Origin of the sequence: Catenovulum agarivorans DS-2, from assembly GCF_000568405.1 — a bacterium.
Lineage (GTDB): Bacteria > Pseudomonadota > Gammaproteobacteria > Enterobacterales > Alteromonadaceae > Catenovulum > Catenovulum agarivorans_A.
In genome coordinates this window covers 39,908-63,016 of record NZ_ARZY01000014.1, presented here as the reverse complement: position 1 = coordinate 63,016, position 23,109 = coordinate 39,908, and the positions used below count along the sequence as shown (strand labels likewise).

The window sequence follows — 23,109 nt, the reverse complement described above, 5'->3', positions numbered from 1 at the left end:
AGTTAACTGGTAGCGGGTTTCTTTTTATTCAAGAGGTAGGTTACTTTATAACGAATTCGCCCAGTTATTCGCAGCTTCTTCATCTATTTCTCGCCACTTTTGTACAATAATTTGAGCAACTTCAGCTTTACTGCTCTCAGGAACACCAGCAAACTTGTCAACCAGCCACAATACATCCTGATTTGCGATATTTTGCGCAACACTCGTTAGCAGTTGTTGTTGAACGCTAGCTTCTGTTTCGTTTAGCGCCAGTTGCCAAGCGAATTGCTGATTTTGTGGCTCGGCTACCGCTAAGTCTAAAATAGAGGTTAATGCTGCGGCGCGCTCAGCTGGTTCATCTAATGTTATTGCCCAAGTTAAAGCCGAGCTTAAATCTTGCTTTGCTGTTACATGCGCGTAGCGAGATATCAGTTTGGTTTTCTGCGGATTTTCTGGCATTAACTCTAAATAATATAAAGCTTCAGCGGGTTGTTGCTCTAACATATTTAACACTAGTTTGTTGATAACTGTGTGGTACATATAAGGTCGCTCGCGCCCTTCAATCCAAGCTAATACAGCTGCATATTCAACCTTTGCCCAATTAACTAAAATACTGTCTATTATTTGAGTTTTTAATTGTGGATTGGTTAGGTTTTCAGCTAACGCCAATATCGACGCTTGGTTATTTTCACTCGCACCAACATAGGCAGATACGATTAAATCAGACTTGAGGTTTTCTTCTAGTGTTTGTGATTCGAGCCAAGCTAACACTGAATTTAAGTTATCTGAGCTTGCAGCACTGATCACGTCATAAATTAAATAGCTCGAAATTTCAGCGGGTTGGGCAACTAAATGCGCCAATGCGTTGTTCAAATCTACTGCCCCCCATGCTTTGTATAAATTCATTAAGTGTTCAATTGATGGTGGCTGTTCAGCGGACAATAAATCAATACAGCTTTTAATATGTTGTCGATTATCAAGTGGCAAGAGGGCTTTTTCACAGTCAGAAGGGGATTTAAGGTTAGAAGAGTCATGCACAGTATGTGTTGGTGTTAAGTATTTTACATCATCAAGTACAACTTCACTTGTGGTTGGATTGTTTGATTGTGCTAGCGAATCGGCAGGCTGCCGAAGAAAAAATGAAAACAAACCAACAATGCAAAGCATTACTGCAGATAACGCGACAATCGAACCTTTCATAACCAAACCACAAATTTAGATGATATTTGATTGTACACAATATGTGATTTTATAGCATCAATTCGAAATATTGGTTTTCTACCCATAATTAAATTGAAGGTTATACTCGTTAAACAGTGTTGCTAAATAAAAACGGAAGTAAAAATTATGATTGGATATATAACGTTGGGCTCAAATGATATCGATAGAGCGGGTGCTTTCTATGAGCAGATTTTTAAAATTATGGATGTGAAAAAAATCTTTACAGATGAGCGCAGTATCGCTTGGGCCAAAGATAAGAAGTCAGTTATTTTTACTATTATCCGTCCTTACAACGGAGAAATGGCAAGTGTTGGAAATGGTACTATGGTTGCCCTACAAGCCAGTTCTAAACAGCAGGTCGACCAGCTTTATGCAAAGTCATTGGCGCTAGGCGCGTCGGATGAGGGAGCTCCCGGAATACGCTCTGGCGGTTTTTATTGCGCATATATAAGAGACTTGGATGGAAATAAACTAAACTTTCATTTTAATCCAAATGCCAGTTAATAAACCTGACAGTATTTTAATTAAAGTCACAATATTCTCCCTTGCATAAGGCAAGGGAGAATATTTACGACATCAGCCTTAGGGCTCTGCGAGTTGCTGGAGTTCTCTCTCTGATAGGTTTTGCTGGTAGTTGTTGTAACTTAGCCCTAACCATTGTGGCAAAGTAGCACTAACAAAAATGGATGACCAAGTACCCAAGACAATTCCGACAAATAATGCACTGGCAAAACCCTCTAAACTAGCACCTCCTAACCACCAAATAGCGGCGATAGTTGTTAAGGTGGTTGACGAGGTAATAATTGTTCTACCTAACGTACTTGCCAATGCTTGGTTAATTGTATTGGCAACCGGTTTATCTGGATAAGCGCGAACTAACTCTCTGACTTTGTCACCGATTATAATGGAGTCGTTTAACGAATAACCAATTATGGCCAACAAAGCGGCTAATACAGTTAAATTGAATTCCATGCCAGTATATGCAAACCAAGCAACAGTCAGTAGTACATCATGCAATAATGCTAAGCAGGCCGATAGGGCGAGTCGCCATTCAAAACGTATAATCAAATAGATAGCAACAGCAAATAAACTCATCAATAATGCAAGTCCTCCTTGTTCAATGAGCTCAGCGCCTATTTGAGCACCAACATAGCGGCTATCTAAAATTTGTAAGCCTAAATCTGCGGGTAGTGCACTTTGCCATGCAAGTGGTTGTGCTAAGTTTTCTTGCGGAGGTTGAAACAATTGCCATTGCAGCGCACCTATGTTAGATAACTTAAATTCACCTTCAACATAGGGTGATAATTGTTGTTCGAATGCATTGACCGTTAAATCGCGAGCAATTTGAAACTCAGTAACATAGCCGCCGGTAAAATCTTGACCAAGCTGTAAACCAAATTGGGCGATTAATAAACAGCTTAGTAAAACGGCGACAATACTTAAACTTAAGCCGAATGTTCTAACCTTTTGCCAAATATTATCCATGTTATGCTCCTTTAGTTGCTGCTGAATTAAAGCGATAAAAGCATTGTGACAATTGTGCTGAAACCACAACACCACAAAACATACTGGTGACAATGCCCAGCGCTAGCGTAATAGCAAAACCTTTAATTGGCCCATAGCCTATCGACATTAAAACAATTGCGCTGATCATAGTGGTTAAATTGGCATCAATAATACTGCTTTGTGCTTGTTTATAACCTCGCTGCAGTGCCGCAACCATGCTAGTTCCTTGTTTACGCTCCTCTTTTATACGTTCAAAAATAATCACATTGGTATCAACCGCCATGCCTATGGTTAAAACTAAACCAGCAATACCAGGTAAGGTTAATACCACGCCGGGTAAAAGTGACATTAATCCAATTAAACAAATTAAATTGGCAAACAGTGCAATGCAGGCGATGAGCCCAAGTTTTCGATACCACAACAACATAAAAGCCAAGGTTAAAGACAAGCCAAGTGCCAGAGCTTGAAAACCACTGCTAATATTTTGCTCGCCCAAACTTGGCCCTATAGTGCGCTCGGTAACTATGGTTAAGGGGGCATCTAACGAGCCTGCTCGCAATAACAAAGCTAAATCTTGCGCTTTTTGCCAAGAGTCTAGGTTGGTAATGCTGAACCTTTGTCCCAGCACTTGCTGTATGGTTGCGACAGAAATTGCTTTACTGCTTTGCTGAATTTCGCCATTAGTGTCTGCAATATATTCGCTGTATACAGTTGCCATAGGTTTGCCGACATTATCGCGAGTGAAATGCAGCATTTTATTACCGCCTTGTGGCGATAAATTCAGTTCAACTAGTGGTTTGCCGTATTCATCTCTGCCAGCTTGCGCGCTATCAATATCCGCACCCGTAAATATTGCTAAGGGATTTATATTTACCATGCCATGCTCGGCTTCAACTTGTTTACCAGCAAAGTCTTGCAGTGCATGAAACGACAATTGTGCAGTTGCGCCAATAATGCGTTTAGCTGCAGCTGGGTCTTGTACACCGGGTAGTTCAATACGGATATAATTCTCACCTTGGCGTTGAGTTACCGCCTCGGTTATGCCTAATTCTTCAATGCGAGAGCGCAGCGTTGTTAACGCTTGCAGCATGATTTGTTGGTTAAATTCAGCTTGTCCTGCCTCACTATAATTTAAAGTTGCACGGGGTAAGTTGCCTTGTTGTTTTGTGTGCACATCTAAATGTGGATACTGTTTTAATAGCTTGTTTTGTAGTTGCTGTAACCCAGTTTGTCCCTGTGGCGTAGCAACCAATTGCAACCCCTGAGTTGTATTTTGTTCAATACGAACGCCGTGCAGTTTGTCTTTCACTCGAATCGCTTGCGCTTCTAACGCGATATTTTCCATGCGTTTTTCAAGTGCTTTGTTGGTGTCAACTTTCAGCACAAACAATACACCTCCATTTAAATCTAAACCGAGTTTTATTGGTGATAAACTCAATTTTTGCAGCCAGAGTGGGGCGGTTGCTTGTTCTATTACTGTAATGGATGCGCGCTCGCCAAATGATTGTGCGAGCAACTGCTGCGCAGCAGCTGACTCAGTTTGTTGGGTAAGTTCAACAGTTGTTGTGTTGCTTGAATCAATATAGGCAACCTTGAAGTGGTGCTGTTCTAAAACTTGTTTGACTAAGTCGTTGTTGGGCAAAGTATGCTCGTTTGTTAACGGACGGATACTTAATAGGGTTTTGTTTTGGTATAAATTCGGTAAAGCACAAACTGCCAGTAGCAGTATGACAGCAACAACGCATATACGCTTGAACCGCACTTGCCAAGCAGCTTGTGCATTGGGTGATTTTGTAAACATAATAATAAACTCACTTAGCTGGTGAGCAGTACAAAGGGCTACTCAAAACCAGCTTAAAACTCATAAAAATTTTAATGCCAAAAACAATACTCAAATGAATTGGTTTAGGCGCTGCTTTAAAATAAATATCAGCTAATGTGAGCGAAGGTGAGTTGAGAGCGATAGGTTAAATTTGCCGGTTGGCAATTATCAATCGCACCAGTGCGCGGCCTTGAAGTACATTGATACCAAGGCTGTGTGACAGGTTTTATAAGTTGATATATAACAATACGCGGTATGTCAGGATCAGCTAAAGCATAAATGAGTTGATAGTCAGGTTGCTGCTCACTGTCGAGAAAATAACTCGGGTGGGTTACTGGGTTGCGATGCGGCAACTCAGCTGGGTTTGGGGCTGGTAACTTATGCACCAACCCTGTTTGGTCTAGATTTAAGTTGTCAATTGCAGCAGTAGCGTCAACAGAAATGGAAATGCTTGTCGATTGTGTTTGCAAATTTTCGGCAATAGAAGCCCGACTACCCATATTCAGTAGCATAAACACACATAACAATAAAACGGACAAAAATGTTTTAACCATTTTTGTATCGGCTTCAAATCTCATGCGGTGAAGATATGTCCAATTAAGTGGTTTTTCAAGCGCTAGAGTAAAACAATTGCATTAACAGACTAACACCGCTTGCAAAACCAAAGCGCTAAAACGTGCACAAAATATCGTGTTTTTTATGCGTGTTAGTATTCTAATGTCGAAATTTTCCAAAAATATCGACATGTTGTCTGTTCATGTCGATGCCATCGACATATTAAAATAACAAAGCTGCTTAATTTAACTTTCGGTGCAACTTAAAATAACAAGCAATATCGACTCTGTTTAGCTCACTTGTATCGAATGAATGGTTACAGTATTGGAAGCTTTCATAAAAAATACAGAGGCGGTAGGTCAGTGTTAAGTGAAATATTCAGATGATCAAAAAAGAGCCATTGTTCGCAAGTTATTTAACAGTGGTCTATTATTGCCAAAAAGACCGTAAGCGTACAAAAATCAGAAAAAGAGCACAAATGTTAGGTAATAACGTCGAGCAAAAACAAGGAAGAAAAAATATGACAAGTGAAAATCAACCGCAAAAATTTAGTGACTTTGTTGTATATGTTGATGGAAGCGGCGACCACAGCTTAACGTCAATAAATCCAGATTATCCGGTGTTTGTACTCGCATTTTGTATTTTTTATAAATCACATTCATTGGCAAAGTTGTACCGAAATTGCAGCAGTTAAAATTTGATTATTTTGGTCATGATTTGGTGATATTGCATGATCACGAAATACGCAAAGAAAAAGGCGATTTTGTTATTTTTAAAGATAGAGCAGAAAAACAAAAATTTATCGGGCGACTCAGCGAGATTATTGATAACAGTAATTTTATTTTGGCTTCGTGTGTTATTGAAAAGCATAAAATTTCTACGCCAGACGACACAGACAATATTTATCATATTGCGTTAAAACATTGTTTAGAAACTTTGTTTGCTTTGGTTAAAGAAAAAGGGCAAGAAGAGTTAGAAACTCATGTGATAGTCGAACGCCGAGGTGCAAAAGAAGACAATGAATTAGAGCTAGAGTTTCGCCGTATTTGTGATGGTGAAAATAAGTATCAACTTGATCTGCCTTTTAAAATTCGTATGGCAGCTAAAACGTCAAATTCAGCAGGGTTACAATTAGCTGATTTAGTAGCACGTCCAATTGGTCGCCACGTAATTGATCCCAAACAAACCAATCGTGCTTTTGAAATTCTCACTAAAAAATTTTATTGTGAAGGTGGCAGATGTGAAATTGGTAAAGGATTTGACCAATGGGGGTTAAAACATTTTCCGTAATTTTCTTGGCTCTAGAAAGCGAAAAACCTCGATGCACTCACCGAGGTTATGACGCCGATCGGGCACTCCCAATCCACTTGTGCTTAGTATAGTAGTGTGTTCGAGTCGAACTCAAGCATTTTTTATAATTAAACAAAACAACTAAGGTTAGTAACAGTGAACAAACTGATTAACAAGCTCGATCATTTAGATAAAAGCGAGCTTATAGAGTTTATTGTAAAACTGCATAGCGACTTACCTAATCTCCAACAAAAAATTGAGTTATTTGCCAGTAAAGAATCGGCCTACGAACAAGTTAAGTTATTAAAAAAACGCATTCAAAGCGTTAAACGAGGTACCCGCTTTATTGATTATCGCCATACTCGTTCGTTTTGCAGTGAATTGCATGATATTGCAGATTCAATAGCTGAGCTAGTTTCCCAAAATACCCAGCACAAAGCAGTATTTGAACTGGCGGATGCTTTTATGCAAAGCCATGAAAAAGTATATGAACGAGCCGATGATTCAAGCGGATATATTGGCGATATTTATCGCACTTTTGTTGGTACATGGTTAACCGCTGCTAAACAATTGCGAGCAGTGCAACAAACAATAAAACCTAGCCAAAAAACGATAAATTGGCAGGATGAAGTGCTACAACGCTTTAACAATAATGGCTATTCAGTGTGGGATTATTTGCTAGAAAAAACAGCTATTTTGCTTAGCGCAAGTAGAGCTGCGCCGCCAGCAATATCAACAGTTACCTAACCACCATAACTTAACCGCATTGCTTGAAATTAGTAGTGAAGACGAGCGTGAAATTTTAACTCGGCAAGCTGTCGCAAAAGCGCAAACAATTGATGATTTTAGTGTAAGGGTTGGCAGTTTAATTGAATTGAAAGCAATCGATGTTACGGCGGATCAGGTTATTAATAATACCAGTGAGTTACCTAGAGTTGGCTACTATGCTTTGCCTGATTGGGCAAAAAATTTTGCAAAAAACGCCCAGCCTTTAGCAGCTAGTTTATGCTACCGCTCATTAATTGATGATATTTTACAATCAGCTCGCTCTAAGGCTTATCACTACGCTGCAACATATCTTGAAAAGCTATTTGTATTGGCGCCTAAAATTACTGACTATCAGACTCACATTCATCACAGTGAATATGTCGAGCAGTTAAAAGCTCAGCACAAACGTAAAAGAGCCTTTTGGGCAAGAGTTAACTTTAGTTTCTTTAACGCTCATTTCAAAAAATCTAATTTCAAAAAGTGAACCTTTGTTGGTTGAAAACAACTAACCCTGACATTTTTAGTTGTAGTCATCTGCTATTTTTGTAGGGCCAAAAAGTCGTCATATTTCAAATATTCGAGACCACTTCTGTTAGTTAGAGTATTGTTGGCTATTGAATTTCCTAATATTTCGACTTTTATACCTCGATATTTTCTAAGCTGACCTTGCAATATAAAATCAAGTTTTGGCCAAAACTTGAGCGTTAAAGCTTGTAGTAATCCATATCTGTTTTTAGGCGTTATGATCATAGAGGGTTGAAAGATACTCAGCCTTTCAAAATTTAGTCGAATTAGTTCTTCAATTAATTCGCCTTTGGTGCGCAGGTAAAAATTTCGAGAGTTGCTATCTACAGCTACAGATCCAAGTAACTGAAAGTGTTTTACACCTTGCAATTTGCAAACGTTAGCAAATTCTAAAACTGCAGTTTTATCAATTGCAACAAATTCATCTTTTGTTACTTTTGACGGTTCACCAACACCTAGGGTGCAAATTGCGGTGTTGAAACCATGGATTAACTCCGCATAAGTATTGGGGTTATGAATATCGATAATTTCCGACTTAAAGTTCGATTTTGGGGTTTTTACATCAATTTTTTTTCGTCCCAGACATAATACTTTCACGACTTGAGAAAAACTTAAAACACGAGTTAAAACGACTGAACCAACAGCTCCAGTAGCCCCTAAGAATACAATTTTTTTTTGAGCCTCAATGTTCATCACTCCACCAATTCTAATTAGTGCAAAGGCAGTACCAAAATAGTCATTATCGTGACTTTAATACACTTTGGTGTGATTGTTAAATGTGTTTTTTAAACTAAAAGTCTTTTTTTATAAGAAAAATGGCTCAATTTATAAGTTTTAATCAGTCAGTTTATTAGTCTTTTCATGTCCATCTTAGAAGAGGAATAACCATGATTAGACAATTTATATACAGTGTTTTAGTTGTTAGTTTAATTGCTTCTTGTAGTACAAAAACAGACTCAACATCTAAAGAAACCTATCAACCAACTGAAAAATCGTTAGCCACACATTACGCCGCCCCAGACTGGTTTAGAGATGCTAAGCTTGGCATCTATTTTACTTGGGGGCCTTATACTGTTGCTGCAAAAACCAATGAATGGTACCCGAGGTGGATGCACTTTGGTTTAAACAAAGAGGATTGGCAAGGGGATAAACCAGGATACCATATTGATTTAAAACAATGGCATAGTCAGCGTTTTGCACAGCCTAGCGAATTTGCTTATCACGATATGATTGAACAATTTACTGCCGAACACTTTGATGCAGATGAGTGGGCTGAATTGTTTGCAAGAGCTGGCGCTAAGTTTGCTGGACCTGTCGCAATGCATCACGATGGTTATGCGTTATGGGATAGTGATATTACTCCTTGGAATGTGGCTGATATAGGGCCAAAAAGGGATATTACCGGTGAGCTGGCAAACGCATTGCGCCAACGAGATATTAAGTTGATAACAACCTTTCACCATGCCCGAAATTTACAGAGATACAAGGGGCAAACGCTGCAGCAAGCGAAACAAAGATATGGACATTTAGACATGTACCATTTTTTCTGGAATTCTCATTTTCCTTGGGTTGAAGAGCTAGCTACCAGTTCTGAGGATGAAAAATTGAAATGGTTGTATGGCAATGTGCCAGAAGCTGAGTGGCTAGACACTTTTTGGTTGGGGACGTTAAAAGAGGTTATCAATAAATATCAACCAGACATGATTTGGTTTGATACTTGGCTTGATCTAATTCCGCAGCAGCAGCGTTATGAGTTTGCAGCATATTATCTAAATCAAGCACAAACTTGGGGAAAGGAGGTGATGATGACGCATAAGGATATGGATATGCCTGAAACTTTTTCGGTTGAAGATTTCGAGCAGGGACGCAGAGATAAGTTAACCGGTGCGCCTTGGTTAACGGATGATACTATCACCAAGTGGAGCTGGTCTTACGTTGAAGGTATAGAGGTAAAACCCGCGTCATGGGTGATTCATGACTTTATTGACATTGTTAGTAAAAATGGCCAACTATTGTTAAATGTATCGCCAAAATCAGATGGGACAATTCCACAAGACCAAAAAGAGGTTTTATATGAACTAGGTGATTGGCTCGCGGTAAACGGAGAAGCAATTTACAACACTAGACCATGGAAGATATATGGTGAAGGCCCAACACAAATGGAAAGTGGTGGACACTTTACTAAACACGTAGATTACACAGCAAACGACATTCGCTTTACCCAAAGCAAAAATGCTTTGTATGCAATTGCCTTGGGCACACCTAGAAAACCGCTAAAAATACTCGCTCTGGCTAAAAACAACAGTATTGGCGTGGCAAATTTTAGCAAAGTAAGCAGTTTAAACGGCGACTACATAAAAAGTTGGCAGCAAAAAGCAGATGCTTTATACATTGAATTAACGGCTGATGCGCCTGAACAAATTGCCTATGCTTTTAAGTTTGAATAGTAGCCTTTAATTTTTGTTGAAACACTTTTGGCGAGCATCCAGTCTGTTTTTTAAACACGGTTGAAAAATAGGCTGGGTTATTAAATCCTACATCATACGCTGTTTGGGTCGCATTTTGGCTAACGAGCAAATGCTTTGCCCGGTCAATACGGGTATTCGTTATGTATTGATTTATGGTTAATTTAGTTTGCTGTTTAAACAATTGTACAGCACGCGTGCGACTAACCCCAATTTGTTGGCAGATAAGGTCTAAAGTGAGATCTGCGGTTAAGTTATCTTGAATGTAATGCTTAATTTTACTAACAACTATGTGTTCGGTATCAGTTGTTTGAAAAGGAGACTTTGTTATGAGAGAGTTTCTAGCGGTTGTTAGGTCAGAAAATACAAAATAAACCCAAAAGAATACAGTTAAGCTAGCGCCGCCGTAATACCAACTCCATTGGTTAAAGATAATTCCCAACGCCATACATAAACTTAACCATATCGTGGCTAAACACAGCAGCAAGGATTTTCGTGTTTTAGTTAACAGGTATAAGCAAGGTATGAGTACAACAACACATACCCAAGCAACTTGAAACCAGTACACCTGCTGTGGATTAAACAATACATTTTGCCAAGGTAGTTCGTTTGGGGTTATTGAATCGAGCGGCGGGGCCAATACAAATATGCTACACCAAGTTGCGCCTAGCAGGAAAGGACTATACTTTGTCACATTGCTCAAACTTAACTCAGCACTTTGAGCTAATCCAAGCAATAAGGAAGGAATTCCTATCGAAAAAAAGACGATATTTCTAAATAAATCGTAGTATCTGTGCGCAGCGTCAAAGGGTAATAGATTTACCATCGGGCCGAGCAGAAATATAACAAAACAACCTATGAAAACGACAAAGAATCTATTTATCATTGGTTTTTGCGTTACAAAACAAAAATAAGCCATAAGCAACAAATAAATCACTGATGCGGCCAACGGTAGTACGGCCTGTGTAAATACCTCCCAAGATATCAAAGCTCTGGTTTCCATAACCCCTCTCATTGCGTTGGTTTTTGTTGTATGTTAACAATTTGTTGGGCGGAGGTCTTCTTCTAGTGTAAAAAAATATTTTGTAAAAGTGTCACCTTTGTTGGTTGAAAACAATTAACACCAACACTCTAAAAATAATCGACAAAGGTGACTGTATGAAGTTTTATTCAAAAGCTGCGCTGGCAGTTTTATTGGCAAGCTCAGGCTTAAACGCGTGTGCAAATATTCAAGAAAAAACGCAGCAACCACAAGCTTTTAAAGGCACTAAAAGCATTGATATGTCTAAATGGCAACTCGCTTGGCAAGACGAATTTAATTATGCGGATGAACAACTAGATGAAAACTGGATTTCACAAAATGGCCCTACTGAAAACCCTTGGGTATATAGCAGCCGCTGGCGCGAAAATGCACAAGTCAAAGATGGGATATTGCACTTAAAAGCGATAAAAGAAAGTCGCGGTGGGCAAGATTGGACTACAGGTAATGTCTGGAGTAAACGCACTTTTGGTTATGGTTATTTTGAAGCTAGATACAAATATGCAGCGGCCTATGGCACTAATAATTCGTTTTGGTTTTGGCCAAAACAAGGGGTTAAAGACGGGCAAAAAGCCTGTGAAATAGACATTAACGAAGGTCATTATCCAAATATCATCAACACCAATGTGCATAATTGGACAGATACGTACACCTTACCCAATGGGCGAGTAACTCACGATTCAGAGCAAAAACATTGGACCTTACTTGGAAAGCCAGATCACAACATAATTTTAGATACACCGGTAAAAACTAACAAAATTCGTTTAACTTCATCTAACCCAGCGTCAATTCATATTGCAGAATTTAGAGCGCTTGCGCCGTCATCAACTGGGTATTCGGCTCCCACAGCCGAGTTGACAGATAACCTGCTCAATCACGCTTTGGCGTCAGACGTTAAACTCACTACCAATGGTGTGTTTAACAAATTACCGTCAAAAGACGTGTTTGCAATAGATAACAAATTAGATACACGCTGGGTGTCTGAAAAGCATGGCAAAAAATGGTTGCAGCTAGAATGGGACTCAGCCAAAGAAATTGGCGCTATTCAGTTTGTAAATGGCTGGCTGCAAGAATATGGCGACTCAAAAGGTTTTTATCGTAACTTAATCAGTGATTATGTAATTGAATACCACAACGGCAGTGAGTGGGTTGAAATACAAAACTATGACGCGGCTGATGTCGCCAATTTTGGCGAGGAATATCATACCTATGGTATCGAATGGGATGAAAACTACTTCAAGTTTTACTTTGATGGTGAGTTATACCACACCATGCGCAATGATGTGTGTTTTAGTGAGCAAACTTTATTATTTAGTTTAGCTATTTTAAAAGCAGAAATTGCAGGCCCAGTGACGGATGCAATTGACGGAACCGCAATGCAAATTGACTGGGTTCGTTATTATCAGCGTAAACCATAAGGTGGTAGTGGCTTATGAGTTCGGTTGATATTACGGTCATTATTATTTTTACTTTGCTGGTTGTCGGCTGCGGTATGAGCTTTGCTGGCTCTGGCAAAAATATGAAAAGCTATTTTTCTGCAGGTGGTGCGCTGCCTTGGTGGATGAGTGGCTTGTCACTGTTTATGAGTTTTTTCTCTGCCGGTACTTTTGTGGTTTGGGGCTCAATTGCATACCAGAATGGCTGGGTTGCCGTAACCATTCAATGGACCATGTGTATCGCAGGTTTAGTGATTGGCTTTTTTATCGCGCCTAAATGGCAAAAAACACGCGTTTTAACCGCAGCTGAATATATCAGCGAGCGCCTAGGAGAGCGTGTTAAAAAAGTATATACAACAATATTCTTAACCATAGCGACTTTTTCAACGGGCACTTTTTTATATCCAGTTGCAAAAATAGTTGAGGTTTCGACAGGGCTGCCAATTATCAACACCATTATTGGATTAGGTTTGTTAATTCTTATCTACACGGCCGTTGGTGGTTTGTGGGCGGTTATTGTCACTGATATTTTGCAGTTTGTAGTGCTGACTGCGGCTGTATTGGTGGTAGTCCCTTTGTCATTACAAGAAATAGGTGGTGTCAGCAATTTTATAAACAAGGCGCCAGAAAACTTTTTTAGCTTAACCAGCGGTGAATACACTTGGGGTTTTATTGTTGCATTTGCCCTATATAACCTGTTTTTTATTGCAGGTAACTGGGCATATATTCAACGGTATACTTGCGTGGCGACACCGCAAGATGCCAAAAAAGTCGGCTGGTTATTTGGTGGTCTCTATCTAATTAGTCCGGTAGTTTGGATGTTAGCACCCATGGTTTATCGCGTGCTCAATCCTGATATTGCAACAGCCGATAACGAAGGTGCCTATTTGTTAATGTGTAAAGAAGTCTTACCCATTGGCATGCTTGGTTTAATGTTGGGGGGAATGATATTCGCAACCTCTAGCTCGATTAATACTGCACTGAACATTACCGCAGGCGTGATCACCAACGATGTTGTTAAACCTTTGTGGCCTAAAATAGCTGACGCAAAGTTGGTTAAAATTGGCCGCTTAACCACAGTTTTACTCGGCTTTGTCACTATAACCATAGCTTTGCTTGTGCCATATATGGGCGGTGTGGTTGAAGTAGTTATGACTATGGCAGCACTGACCGGTGGCGCATTATTTTTACCGCCAATTTGGTTGTTGTTTTCAAAATACCAACGCGGTTTTTCAATTTTAACCACATCCATTTTAACTTTAGTCATTAACGCATATTTTAAGTTTATCAGCCCTTGGTTGTTTGAATTGTCGTTAGACAGAGCCGAAGAAATGCTGTTAGGGGTTATCACGCCAGTTATTTTCCTTGCAACATTTGAACTGTATTACCGCGCAACTAAACAAATTGCGCCAAGGTATGCACAGTACAAACAGCTTGAACATGCAAAACAACAAAAAGCCGAAGTAGAAGCTCAAAGTGCTGAGCTCAATGTAGAGCAGTCAGCCTCAGCCAATACTAAAGGTAACCAAGTGATTGGTTTTGGTATCTTAGTCACTGGGCTTATTCTTATGTGCTTAGCCATCTTGGCTGAAAAAGGTAATTTGGTTGTCGGTACCATGGCGTGTTTAGTTACCTTGGTGGGCGCTTGGTTAATGTATAAAAATAAAATTTCTGAAATTGAGGGTGGATATGAACAAGCCTAATCAAACTGATTTTTCCTGTGCTTTTCCTTGGGATATTCCACAAACAAAACCGGATAGGCCATTAAGCAAAGCGATGGCGCGAATGTACGACGAATATCAAACGCCGCGGCCAGAAGATAATCGTTTATTTAGCAGTTTTAAATATACCCAGTTACAGGGTTTTGACTATCGAGGAGGTGATGGCACAGTATCGCGCCGTGACCCATCAAAAATTATTCGAGTAAATGGTTTGTACTACGTTTGGTATACTAAGCGTGACACACAAACACCACCACAAGGGCCAGAAAATTGCAGCGACACTATTCCATCTACAGATTGGGATTTGGCTGAAATTTGGTATGCCACCAGTAAAGACGGCTTTAGCTGGCAAGAGCAGGGCTGTGCAATAAAACGCCCGGCTAAACCACAGCCGGGTTGGCGCTCGGTTTCTACACCGGATATTTTAGTCTGGCAAGGTAAATACTATCTGTATTATCAAGCTTTTATGCAAGCCAGTGGCATAAAAGGGGACCATTGCCCGGTTACTTTATCGTCTGCTGACAGCCCCGATGGCCCATGGGCACCTTGCAATAAAATTGTGGTGGAAAATGGCCCAGCAGGCAGTTGGGATCAATTTTCAATACACGATCCTTACTTGTTGGTTTATCAAGGCAAAATTCACCTGTATTACAAAGCTGCATTTGGCGACAGGCCCGATTATTTGGTCGCTAATGGTTTAGCAATTGCTGAAAACCCAATGGGTCCTTTTAATAAACACTCCTTAAACCCAGTGCTTAATTCGGGGCATGAAACTACCTATTTCCCGTTTAAGCAGGGCATAGCCGCTTTTGCCATTCGCAATGGCAACGAAAACAATACCATTCAATTTGCGCCTGACGGGGTTAATTTTTCCATTGCGTCTGTTACTTCGCTTATGCCTGTAGCAGCAGGACCATATGTGGCGGATGCGTTTTCCAATACAGAAAACGGTCAAGGAATTGAATGGGGATTATCGCATTTTTGCGACAAAACCAACCCAAGTACTAAACACAGCTTTTTGGGCAGGTTCGACTGCAATTTAACCCAAAACGGTAATAACACAGATATGAAAGAAACCGATGTAATTCATCATCCAAGTGTTTATTTCGCCCAAGCTTTAACTGAAAAACAGAAAGCGCAACGCCAACAAAGTGCCCAAAAGAGTGAACAAAAGAGTGAGAATGTATGTTAGTAGAAAGTTTTAGCCCACAAACAAGAACCAATAACAAACAGAATATTAGCACTGATTTTGTGGTAGCGGGTGGAGGGCTTGCCGGTGTGTGTGCTGCGATTGCTGCAGCGCGTAATGGTAGTAAAGTTGTATTAATTCAAGACAGACCTGTATTAGGCGGCAATGCTTCAAGCGAGGTGCGAGTATGGGCGCTGGGTGCAACTTCACATATGGGCAACAATAACAGGTGGTCGCGCGAAGGTGGGATCATAGACGAAATCATGTTGGAAAACCTCAAGGTAAACAAAGACGGCAATCCAATTATATTTGACGCTGTGTTGTTAGACAAAGTTGCCGCAGAGCCAAATATTCAGCTGTTGCTCAATACTGCCGTTTATCAAGTGAATAAATCGTCTGAGCGTAAAATTGACAGTGTTGTTGCTTTTTGTAGCCAAAATTCGACTGAGTACAGCGTATCAGCACCATTGTTTTGTGATGCAACAGGTGATGGTTTAGTGGCGTTTAATGCAGGCGCAAGCTTTCGAATTGGTGCTGAATCACGCGATGAATTTGGCGAACAATTGGCACCAGAGCAAGCGAATGACCAGTTGCTGGGTCATACGCTGTTTTTCTACAGTAAAAAGTTAGATCACCCAGTTAAATATACTCCGCCTAAATTTGCCTATTCTCACGAGCAAATTGGTGCAATGCCTCGCTGTAAAAATATTCAAGGCAGTGATTCAGGGATTAAATTTTGGTGGATTGAATATGGTGGTATCCACAATACTATTGCGCAAACTGAAGAAATTAAATGGGAATTATGGAAAATCGTTTACGGCATTTGGGATTACATTAAAAACAGTGGCAAGTTTGATGATGTTGAAAACCTAACTTTAGAGTGGATAGGTACGGTACCTGGTAAGCGTGAAAGCCGCCGTTTTAACGGTGAATATATGCTTAAACAGCAAGATATTGTTGAGCAAACTCAATTTGCCGATGCGGTTTCTTATGGAGGCTGGGCGATTGATATTCATCCATCAGAAGGCATTTATAGTGACAAACCAGCGTGTTCGCAATTTCATTCAAAAGGCGTTTATCAAATTCCGTATCGCTGTTTTATCAGCAAAGATATCGATAATTTGTTTTTTGCAGGGCGTAATATCAGTGCCAGCCATATGGCGTATGGTTCAAGCCGAGTCATGATAACCTGTGCCCATGGTGGTCAAGCAGTTGGTACAGCCGCTGCACTATGTAAACAATACAAGGTAAGTGCAAAAGCTATGCTGCAGCCAGAGTATATGCAAAGTTTGCAACAACAGTTGAATCGGTTTGGCCATGGTATTCCTAATGTGCCATTGGCGCAGCAGGGTAATTTGGCCAAACAAGCGCATATATCTGCCAGCAGTGAACTTGAGTTAAAACAATTATTGCCAAGTGGCAAATATATGCCTTTAACGCAAGCTTGCGCGCAGCTTATGCCGTTTAATCAAGGCACGGCACCTGTAATGAAACTGCAAGTTAAAGCACAAACTGAAACTCAGTTAAAAGTTGCTTTAAGAGTCAGTGAAAAAGCTGAAAATTACACTCCAGAGATAAGCTTAAAAACCATTGAGTTAAACTTGGTTGCTGGCGAACAAATCATCAAATTAGACTTCTCAGATGTAGCGATAGATGAGCAGTACGGATTTGTTACATTTTATCCAAATTCAGCTGTTGAATTAGCGCTATCTGATCAGCTAGTTACTGGTTTTATGCCTGTATTTAATAAAGTACACAAAGCGGTTTCTAACACGGGTAAACAAACTATGCCGGCAGACTCTGGCATTGAGTCGTTTGAGTTTTGGACACCAGAGCGACGTCCAAAAGGGCAAAATTTAGCGTTGGAATTTGAATCTGCACTCAAGGTACATCCGTTATCTCACGTCACAAACGGTTATTTACGCCCGTGGCGACAAACAAATGCATGGGCTGCAAGTTTTGGCGATAATCAACCACACATTAAGTTTTGCTGGCCTGCACCTGTCACAATTAGCCAAATCACTCTATTCTTTGATACAGACGCAGATCACGCATTAGAAACTGTGTTAATGCAGCACCCGGAAAGTGAAATGCCATATTGTGTGCAAAATTATCGAATAAAACTTGCAGATGGTACGCTGTTGTTGGATGTGGTTGATAACTACCAAACAGTTAATCAATTTGAATTGCAACAACCCGTGACACTAGATCAATTGATTGTTGAATTTGATCACCCTAGTAAACTAGTACCTGCGAGTTTATTCCAAATAGAGATCTACTAGCTAAATGCATGATGACGTTCATTTAATTTTAAAAGTACGCAACGGAGATGCACAAGCTTATGCAGCCATTGTCGAACGCTACCAAAGTAGCGTTCGTGCATGCTTGCGTATGCGTTTGCAAGAACCCGCTGAAGCAGAAGATTTAACCCAAGAAACTTTTATTCTTGCCTTTAACAAATTAGACGAATTTGATGATAGTCGCCCAGTAGATGCATGGCTGCGCGGTATTGCGATTAACTTGCTTAGAAATTACATACGCAAACATAAGCCCATAAGTGTGGGTAGCCATGCTGAGCTAGAAACATTAATTAACCAGCAGCTTGATATTGATTATTCCCAAGGGCAAGAGGTCGCCAGCGTTGCTGCACTTAAAGATTGTATGGCGCAGTTAAATGAAAAAACGCAAAAGCTGGTTAATCAGCATTACAAACAAGGCTTTTCTATTGCTGAGTTAACTAAACAGCATGGCGTGCGGCATTCAGCCATGACCATGCGAATGTTTCGTATACGAGAAAAACTGCGTGAATGCATCGAAAAAAATCTCAAGGAGTATTGTTAATGAATCAATCTAAAAGCTTGAGTAAAGAGCAGCGTAGGTTAATTGCTGCCTATTTAGCTGGTGAAGAGGTTACTGAGCAGTTACTCAGTGAATGTCGCAAATATCCTATCGTTAAACAAGAGTTGGCCAAATTAGTTAGCACCGACCGGCTAATTAAGCTTGCTCTAGAAACTGACGAAAATCAAACTGAAAATAAGCACACTATACATACAGTGATGCAGCAGATCAGTCAGCAGCAATCAACAGCTGACCGACCAGCCAAAGCCAAGGTTGTTCGACCTTGGTTTAAATCACAAAGGGTGTTGGCGGCCAGTGTTGCGGCAATTGTAATGATATTTTTTGTGAGCAGTTTAGTGTCGGTGCAAAATAATTTAGCCGTTGTGACTAAAGTTGCGGCCTTGTCGTCAGTAAGTGAATTTTCTGTGGGCAAAAAATTAAACAAAGGCAAAATTTATTTAGACCAAGGTTATAGTGAAGTTGCCATGGGCAATGGGGTTGTTTTAGTTTTAGAAGCGCCGATTCAACTGGATATTCGTTCAGAAAACCTAGTTATTTTAGAAAAAGGCAAATTAGTTGCTAAAGTTCCACCGCAAGCAATTGGTTTTAGAGTAGATACCCCAAGCTCAGAAATTATTGATTTAGGTACCGAATTCGCGGTTGATGTAAACGAGCGAGGTGAAAGCCAAGTACATGTATTAGATGGTGAAGTTAAAGCTCGGGCATCTAAACAACAAGCGTTTAAAATGCTGAAAAAAGACCAAGCGTTGGCATTTAGTTTAGATGAAAAAATGCAAATAATTCAAAGCAGCCCCAACTTATTTATGCGTGCTTTGCCGGGCAAATCCGCGGTGAATCCAGATTATTTGCACTGGTCATTTGACCAAGCAGATGCTGGACAATTTGTGTCGGATGGCAAAGGTATTGCCGGCCAACATTATCCAGCATATGACAGAACTGAAAACGGCCAAATTAACCAAATAGGTGGCGTTTTTGCCAACGCGATTGCGTTAGACGGCAAAAGCAATTGGTTAGAAACTGATTTCCCAGGGATTTCTGGTGATGCACCGCGGACCGTGAGTTTTTGGGTAAAAGTGCCACAGGATATTGGCATGCACGAGGTGTTTGGTATTGTTAGTTGGGGTACACAAGAACTTTACTCAGCATGGCAAATATCGCCAAATCCATTTCCACAAAATGGCCCAATTGGTGCGCTGCGTATTGGTACCTATAATGCACAAGTGGTTGGTACACGTGATTTAAGAGACGGGCAATGGCATCACGTTGCTGTGGTATTATATGGCGGTGAAGCATCCGATATATCAACTCATGTGTTGATGTATGTTGATGGTGAGCTTGAAAAAACCAACGGCAAATCGGTTGCTAAAGTGAATACCAAAATAAGCCAAGAAAACTCTCGGCCATTGTCGTTAGGGCGAAATATTGGTTATACCCAAGCCCATGAAAAAAATAAATTTTTCAGAGGTGCGGTCGACGAACTGTACGTATTTGATGCTGCATTAGAACAACAGCAAATCCGAGCGCTGATGGACAACAAATATTTCTAACGGACGTATTCTAGAATGTAGCCTTTAAAACCAGCTGCTTGAGGCGCAACCTCTGAGGGTTGCGATTGGCTGCTGCTAAACCCATAATTAACCAGATTTTTACTGAGTTTATTTTTTCTTCCTCGGCCGGGGTCAACTATGACCACTTCGCAACTGGATTTGGCATGTCGTTGAATAAAACTGGCTAATAGGTCGATATGGGCATCTTCATACAAAAGGTCGCTGCCGATAATGACATCAAACAAACCAAGGTTATCTGAATCACTCGTCCAATCGATTTGTTCATAAGCTATAGATTCATCACCATTTAGCAGAACATTTCTTTGTAGAAAACCCGCGACTTCTGGGTGGTAATCCGTAGCAGTAATATCGGTATTTTGTTTATTTAACAGCAAGCTAGACAGCGCAATACCACAGCCTATTTCCAATACACGTTTTGAAGTTGTATTGAAATTCAGCATAAATTGAGCAAGCACGACACTAGAAGGCCACACCACACCAAAAATTGGCCAAGAAGCTGAGCAGATCCCTGCTTTTAGTGCTAAGCCTTCGGGATCGTAAAATTCGTTGGTATTGCGCAAAGTGCAGAGATGAATGTCTATCTCACCAAACTCAATGGTTTGATAGTTCAAGCGTAAATCAGTCATTTGTTAGCCTTTAAGTGTGAATGCTCGGCCAACTATCGAGGATAAATGACAAAACGTGATTACAGGTGAGTATAGTATTTTTTCAGCAGCAAAGCACCTTAGCCTTACATATTTCTGTAATCTTTGTGATTGACTGGTTAATTTTATTGTTAGGTTAAAAAAATTATAAAAACTTGTGTCACTTTTTTAGCTTTTAGCCAATAGGGAAAACAGGTACAGCAAAAACAACAAAGCGAATAAAGATGATAAATCTAAAAATAGCCGTCACTCTAGTATTTGTTGCTATATTCGGCGTTAGCGGCTGCAGTTCAAAATATGCGGAAAATACTCCTTCAGCTAAGCAAACTAGCAAAAAAGCAAAACCGAATATTTTATGGATAGTTACAGACGATCATAGACCAGACTCTATTAGCGCATACAACCAAGCCGTTTACAATCAGGTTAATAGTCCACTAGGCTACGTTGAATCACCAAATACCGACAAACTCGCCGCTGAAGGTATCTTATTTACCAATGCATTTACTAGCTCGCCTGTGTGTGCACCTTCGCGCGCTGCAATGCATTCGGGTCGGTACCCATTTAGGAATAGCCGACTTGCATTTGAAATGTCGCATCAAGGCCCAGATTTTACTCAGCCGTTGGTATCGGAACATTTAAAATCGGCTGGCTACGGCACAGCCATGTTTGGTAAAGAAGACCACTATATTTTTAGATGGGGGCCAGGGCAAGGATTTTATAATATCGAACATTTATTTGATACACGTGTGCATTTTAAGCACGACATACAAAAGTATGATTTGGGTGATATTTTTGTTGAAGCTTCTTACGGCAAAGTCAATGGCGAGTTGGCGATTACTGGTTTAACTGAAGTAGTGCAATATCCTGACGGTAGCAAAAGAGCCTACAATGTTAGACGTAATAAAACGACATTAACCGCTCAAGACTTAGCACAAATTAAACAAACCGATAAAGAGTTTGATATTTTGCGAGCTTATACACGGGGCAGCAATAAAACCATTATTGGTGGTGAAAACCCGAACCCGAAGAACGATACGATAGACGCGAAAATCGTCAAAGAGTTAGTTAACTACCTGCAAAGTGAAAACAAACAATACACGACACTTGCAGGACACGCGCGACAGGGGGGAAATACTTCAAGCCCTCTATTTTTACATTTAGGTATGCATTTACCTCATACGCCAGTTTTACCACCCAAATCGATAAGGCAGCGCTTTAAAGACAAGGTTTATCAATTGCCTGAGTTCGATCAAGACGAACTAAATAAACTGCCGGTTCAGCTACAAAAAATTTATAACGCAATGAAAATTGACGGTATTACCGATGAAGAAAAGCAGCAAGCCATTCGAGACTATTATGCTTTTTGCGCGCATGGCGACGAGCTAATTGGTCAGGCAGTGGAGGCGTTTAAAAATTATAGCGCTAAACATAATCAAGAATGGGTGATTATTTACACCATAGGTGATCATGGCTGGCACTTAGGCGAAAACGGTATAGCCGGAAAAACAGGCCCTTGGGAGCAGTCGGTTGCCAATGCAGTTATTATTAGCGCCTCAGATAAATCATTGATCCCAAGTGGTGTGGTTAATAAGGAGTTAGTTGAGTTTGTCGACTTCGCGCCAACCATGCTGGCGCTAGCTGGAATAAATGTGCAAGCGTCGGATTATAGCTACCTAGATGGACAGAACTTATTAGACGTAGCCGCAGGAACTGCTATTAAAAGAGAGTATATTTTAGGCGAAACTAGCGTTGTAAGCGGCCCTAGAGCCTATTTACACTCTGAGCGATTTAGGTTTTCTATGCGCACGCGACCTTATTATACCGCGGTACCTAATGCTGACATTGGAAAGAATATTAAATGGGCGTTAGAAGCTGAAGCGAAAGAAGTTGATATGGCTTTGTATGACTTATCAATCGATCCGCTCGAACGAAACAATCTTGCTTACCATCCACAATATCAAGCGCTAGCCAATTGGTTTAGACAAAAGCTTGGCAACATCGTTTTAGGTGATGGCCGAATTGAAGCGGATTGGTCGCAAGAAAACCGCTACGTAGTATCTAATTTTGCCAAAGGGGCAGACAACAAAAAGTTGGATATCCCTGCGCATTTAATCAAAAACCTACCACAATAAAATAGTCGGAGGCTAATATGTGTTTAGTTCAACCAAGTGAGCAAAACCAAACCATTTTTAATGTGTATACTGCAATGACTTGTGTTAATGCACTAGAAGAAAATGGAATTACACCGGAATCGGGAGAAATATTAGTAACTGGTGCAAGTGGTTGTGTAGGCCGACATGCCGTTCATTTGTTGGCAGAGTTAGGGTACACAGTGGTTGCTGCGACAGAGCAGATAAACGACATTGCTGCACTGCTAGCTTTAGGCGCAAAAAAAATCGTGGATAGCCGAATGCTTGAGCAGCCTAAAAGCGCATCAGCAAATACACGCTGGGGTGGGGTAGTTGATACTGCCAGCAATCGTATATTGGTGAGTGATTGAGTCGCTTGTAAGGCCTGCCTAA

21 protein-coding genes are annotated in these 23,109 nt (G+C 40.4%); 14 read left to right on the top strand and 7 right to left on the bottom strand.

Features of this window, described 5'->3' with window-relative positions:
• Positions 1-45 precede the first annotated feature (45 nt).
• Complete coding sequence (locus tag DS2_RS09050) at positions 46-1,179, bottom strand: hypothetical protein (RefSeq protein WP_035014415.1); 1,134 nt, start codon at positions 1,177-1,179, stop codon at positions 46-48.
• 147 nt (positions 1,180-1,326) lie between these two features.
• Here DS2_RS09050 and DS2_RS09045 point away from each other — a divergent pair, with 147 nt between their 5' ends.
• Positions 1,327-1,704: a VOC family protein gene (locus DS2_RS09045; RefSeq protein WP_035014414.1), complete on the top strand. Its 378-nt coding sequence runs from the start codon at positions 1,327-1,329 to the stop codon at positions 1,702-1,704.
• A 78-nt stretch (positions 1,705-1,782) separates the two neighbouring features.
• On the opposite strand, the gene secF is transcribed toward DS2_RS09045, so the two are convergent.
• The 3 genes from secF to DS2_RS09030 all read right to left on the bottom strand — a co-directional run bounded on the left by secF (position 1,783) and on the right by DS2_RS09030 (position 5,082).
• Positions 1,783-2,685, bottom strand: a complete 903-nt coding sequence (gene secF, locus DS2_RS09040) for a protein translocase subunit SecF (RefSeq protein ID WP_035014412.1) — start codon at positions 2,683-2,685, stop codon at positions 1,783-1,785.
• Between the two features lies 1 nt (position 2,686).
• Positions 2,687-4,507 carry a protein translocase subunit SecD gene (secD, locus tag DS2_RS09035; protein ID WP_035014410.1) on the bottom strand — a complete coding sequence of 607 codons (1,821 nt, stop codon included), beginning with the start codon at positions 4,505-4,507 and terminating at the stop codon, positions 2,687-2,689.
• A 128-nt stretch (positions 4,508-4,635) separates the two neighbouring features.
• Entirely contained in the window at positions 4,636-5,082 is a 447-nt protein-coding gene (locus tag DS2_RS09030; protein WP_235188571.1) for a hypothetical protein, read from the bottom strand.
• A 479-nt stretch (positions 5,083-5,561) separates the two neighbouring features.
• Here DS2_RS09030 and DS2_RS20700 point away from each other — a divergent pair, with 479 nt between their 5' ends.
• The 4 genes from DS2_RS20700 (at position 5,562) to DS2_RS20825 (ending at position 7,625) form a co-directional block, all read left to right on the top strand.
• A complete protein-coding gene (locus tag DS2_RS20700) occupies positions 5,562-5,777 on the top strand; it encodes a DUF3800 domain-containing protein (RefSeq protein ID WP_200870131.1) in 216 nt (71 codons plus the stop codon).
• Positions 5,765-6,373 carry a DUF3800 domain-containing protein gene (locus DS2_RS09025; RefSeq protein ID WP_200870130.1) on the top strand — a complete coding sequence of 203 codons (609 nt, stop codon included), beginning with the start codon at positions 5,765-5,767 and terminating at the stop codon, positions 6,371-6,373. Before DS2_RS20700 ends, DS2_RS09025 begins: the two co-directional genes overlap by 13 nt.
• Positions 6,374-6,529: 156 nt before the next feature.
• On the top strand, positions 6,530-7,120 hold the full coding sequence (locus DS2_RS20830; RefSeq protein ID WP_051479754.1) for a DUF6880 family protein: 591 nt from the start codon (positions 6,530-6,532) through the stop codon (positions 7,118-7,120).
• A gap of 19 nt (positions 7,121-7,139) precedes the next feature.
• Positions 7,140-7,625 (top strand): DUF6880 family protein, encoded by a 486-nt coding sequence (locus DS2_RS20825; RefSeq protein ID WP_051479753.1) that lies wholly within the window; start codon positions 7,140-7,142, stop codon positions 7,623-7,625.
• Between the two features lie 53 nt (positions 7,626-7,678).
• Here the strand turns inward: DS2_RS20825 and DS2_RS09015 are convergent, their stop codons facing one another.
• Positions 7,679-8,359, bottom strand: coding sequence for an NAD(P)H-binding protein (locus tag DS2_RS09015; RefSeq protein ID WP_035014408.1), 681 nt, complete (start codon positions 8,357-8,359; stop codon positions 7,679-7,681).
• A gap of 194 nt (positions 8,360-8,553) precedes the next feature.
• On the opposite strand from DS2_RS09015, the gene DS2_RS09010 reads away from it, so the two are divergent.
• Complete coding sequence (locus tag DS2_RS09010) at positions 8,554-10,113, top strand: alpha-L-fucosidase (RefSeq protein ID WP_035014407.1); 1,560 nt, start codon at positions 8,554-8,556, stop codon at positions 10,111-10,113.
• On the opposite strand, the gene DS2_RS09005 is transcribed toward DS2_RS09010, so the two are convergent.
• Entirely contained in the window at positions 10,100-10,825 is a 726-nt protein-coding gene (locus DS2_RS09005) for a helix-turn-helix domain-containing protein (protein ID WP_160168553.1), read from the bottom strand. The two genes, DS2_RS09010 and DS2_RS09005, sit on opposite strands and share 14 nt — an antisense overlap.
• Positions 10,826-11,289: 464 nt before the next feature.
• On the opposite strand from DS2_RS09005, the gene DS2_RS09000 reads away from it, so the two are divergent.
• Genes DS2_RS09000 through DS2_RS08975 form a run of 6 tightly spaced genes read left to right on the top strand, consistent with a single transcriptional unit; the run spans position 11,290 to position 19,922 of the window.
• Positions 11,290-12,588, top strand: a complete 1,299-nt coding sequence (locus DS2_RS09000) for a glycoside hydrolase family 16 protein (RefSeq protein WP_035014405.1) — start codon at positions 11,290-11,292, stop codon at positions 12,586-12,588.
• 14 nt (positions 12,589-12,602) lie between these two features.
• Positions 12,603-14,309 (top strand): sodium:solute symporter family protein, encoded by a 1,707-nt coding sequence (locus DS2_RS08995; RefSeq protein ID WP_035014404.1) that lies wholly within the window; start codon positions 12,603-12,605, stop codon positions 14,307-14,309.
• Complete coding sequence (locus tag DS2_RS08990; RefSeq protein WP_035014403.1) at positions 14,296-15,519, top strand: glycoside hydrolase family 117 protein; 1,224 nt, start codon at positions 14,296-14,298, stop codon at positions 15,517-15,519. Before DS2_RS08995 ends, DS2_RS08990 begins: the two co-directional genes overlap by 14 nt.
• Positions 15,513-17,798 (top strand): FAD-dependent oxidoreductase, encoded by a 2,286-nt coding sequence (locus tag DS2_RS08985; RefSeq protein ID WP_035014402.1) that lies wholly within the window; start codon positions 15,513-15,515, stop codon positions 17,796-17,798. The genes DS2_RS08990 and DS2_RS08985 overlap by 7 nt, the downstream gene beginning before the upstream one ends.
• Before the next feature lie 4 nt (positions 17,799-17,802).
• Positions 17,803-18,357, top strand: coding sequence for an RNA polymerase sigma factor (locus tag DS2_RS08980; protein WP_035014401.1), 555 nt, complete (start codon positions 17,803-17,805; stop codon positions 18,355-18,357).
• Positions 18,357-19,922: a LamG-like jellyroll fold domain-containing protein gene (locus tag DS2_RS08975; protein WP_035014400.1), complete on the top strand. Its 1,566-nt coding sequence runs from the start codon at positions 18,357-18,359 to the stop codon at positions 19,920-19,922. The genes DS2_RS08980 and DS2_RS08975 overlap by 1 nt, the downstream gene beginning before the upstream one ends.
• On the opposite strand, the gene DS2_RS08970 is transcribed toward DS2_RS08975, so the two are convergent.
• Positions 19,919-20,569, bottom strand: a complete 651-nt coding sequence (locus tag DS2_RS08970) for a class I SAM-dependent methyltransferase (RefSeq protein WP_035014399.1) — start codon at positions 20,567-20,569, stop codon at positions 19,919-19,921. The genes DS2_RS08975 and DS2_RS08970 overlap by 4 nt on opposite strands.
• Positions 20,570-20,811: 242 nt before the next feature.
• Here DS2_RS08970 and DS2_RS08965 point away from each other — a divergent pair, with 242 nt between their 5' ends.
• The gene (locus tag DS2_RS08965) at positions 20,812-22,719 is read left to right on the top strand and encodes a sulfatase-like hydrolase/transferase (protein WP_035014398.1); all 1,908 of its coding nucleotides are present in this window, start codon (positions 20,812-20,814) and stop codon (positions 22,717-22,719) included.
• Between the two features lie 17 nt (positions 22,720-22,736).
• Positions 22,737-23,087 (top strand): NAD-dependent epimerase/dehydratase family protein, encoded by a 351-nt coding sequence (locus tag DS2_RS08960; RefSeq protein WP_035014397.1) that lies wholly within the window; start codon positions 22,737-22,739, stop codon positions 23,085-23,087.
• Positions 23,088-23,109: the final 22 nt, after the last annotated feature.

Excerpts from the sequence above, each read along its gene's own strand:
- DS2_RS09050 (WP_035014415.1), bottom strand. The coding sequence starts at position 1,179 with ATGAAAGGTTCGATTGTCGCGTTATCTGCAGTAATGCTTTGCATTGTT.
- DS2_RS09045 (WP_035014414.1), top strand. The coding sequence starts at position 1,327 with ATGATTGGATATATAACGTTGGGCTCAAATGATATCGATAGAGCGGGT.
- secF (WP_035014412.1), bottom strand. The coding sequence starts at position 2,685 with ATGGATAATATTTGGCAAAAGGTTAGAACATTCGGCTTAAGTTTAAGT.
- secD (WP_035014410.1), bottom strand. The coding sequence starts at position 4,507 with ATGTTTACAAAATCACCCAATGCACAAGCTGCTTGGCAAGTGCGGTTC.
- DS2_RS09030 (WP_235188571.1), bottom strand. The coding sequence starts at position 5,082 with ATGGTTAAAACATTTTTGTCCGTTTTATTGTTATGTGTGTTTATGCTA.
- DS2_RS20700 (WP_200870131.1), top strand. The coding sequence starts at position 5,562 with ATGTTAGGTAATAACGTCGAGCAAAAACAAGGAAGAAAAAATATGACA.
- DS2_RS09015 (WP_035014408.1), bottom strand. The coding sequence starts at position 8,359 with ATGAACATTGAGGCTCAAAAAAAAATTGTATTCTTAGGGGCTACTGGA.
- DS2_RS09010 (WP_035014407.1), top strand. The coding sequence starts at position 8,554 with ATGATTAGACAATTTATATACAGTGTTTTAGTTGTTAGTTTAATTGCT.
- DS2_RS09000 (WP_035014405.1), top strand. The coding sequence starts at position 11,290 with ATGAAGTTTTATTCAAAAGCTGCGCTGGCAGTTTTATTGGCAAGCTCA.
- DS2_RS08995 (WP_035014404.1), top strand. The coding sequence starts at position 12,603 with ATGAGTTCGGTTGATATTACGGTCATTATTATTTTTACTTTGCTGGTT.
- DS2_RS08990 (WP_035014403.1), top strand. The coding sequence starts at position 14,296 with ATGAACAAGCCTAATCAAACTGATTTTTCCTGTGCTTTTCCTTGGGAT.
- DS2_RS08985 (WP_035014402.1), top strand. The coding sequence starts at position 15,513 with ATGTTAGTAGAAAGTTTTAGCCCACAAACAAGAACCAATAACAAACAG.
- DS2_RS08980 (WP_035014401.1), top strand. The coding sequence starts at position 17,803 with ATGCATGATGACGTTCATTTAATTTTAAAAGTACGCAACGGAGATGCA.
- DS2_RS08975 (WP_035014400.1), top strand. The coding sequence starts at position 18,357 with ATGAATCAATCTAAAAGCTTGAGTAAAGAGCAGCGTAGGTTAATTGCT.
- DS2_RS08970 (WP_035014399.1), bottom strand. The coding sequence starts at position 20,569 with ATGACTGATTTACGCTTGAACTATCAAACCATTGAGTTTGGTGAGATA.
- DS2_RS08965 (WP_035014398.1), top strand. The coding sequence starts at position 20,812 with ATGATAAATCTAAAAATAGCCGTCACTCTAGTATTTGTTGCTATATTC.
- DS2_RS08960 (WP_035014397.1), top strand. The coding sequence starts at position 22,737 with ATGTGTTTAGTTCAACCAAGTGAGCAAAACCAAACCATTTTTAATGTG.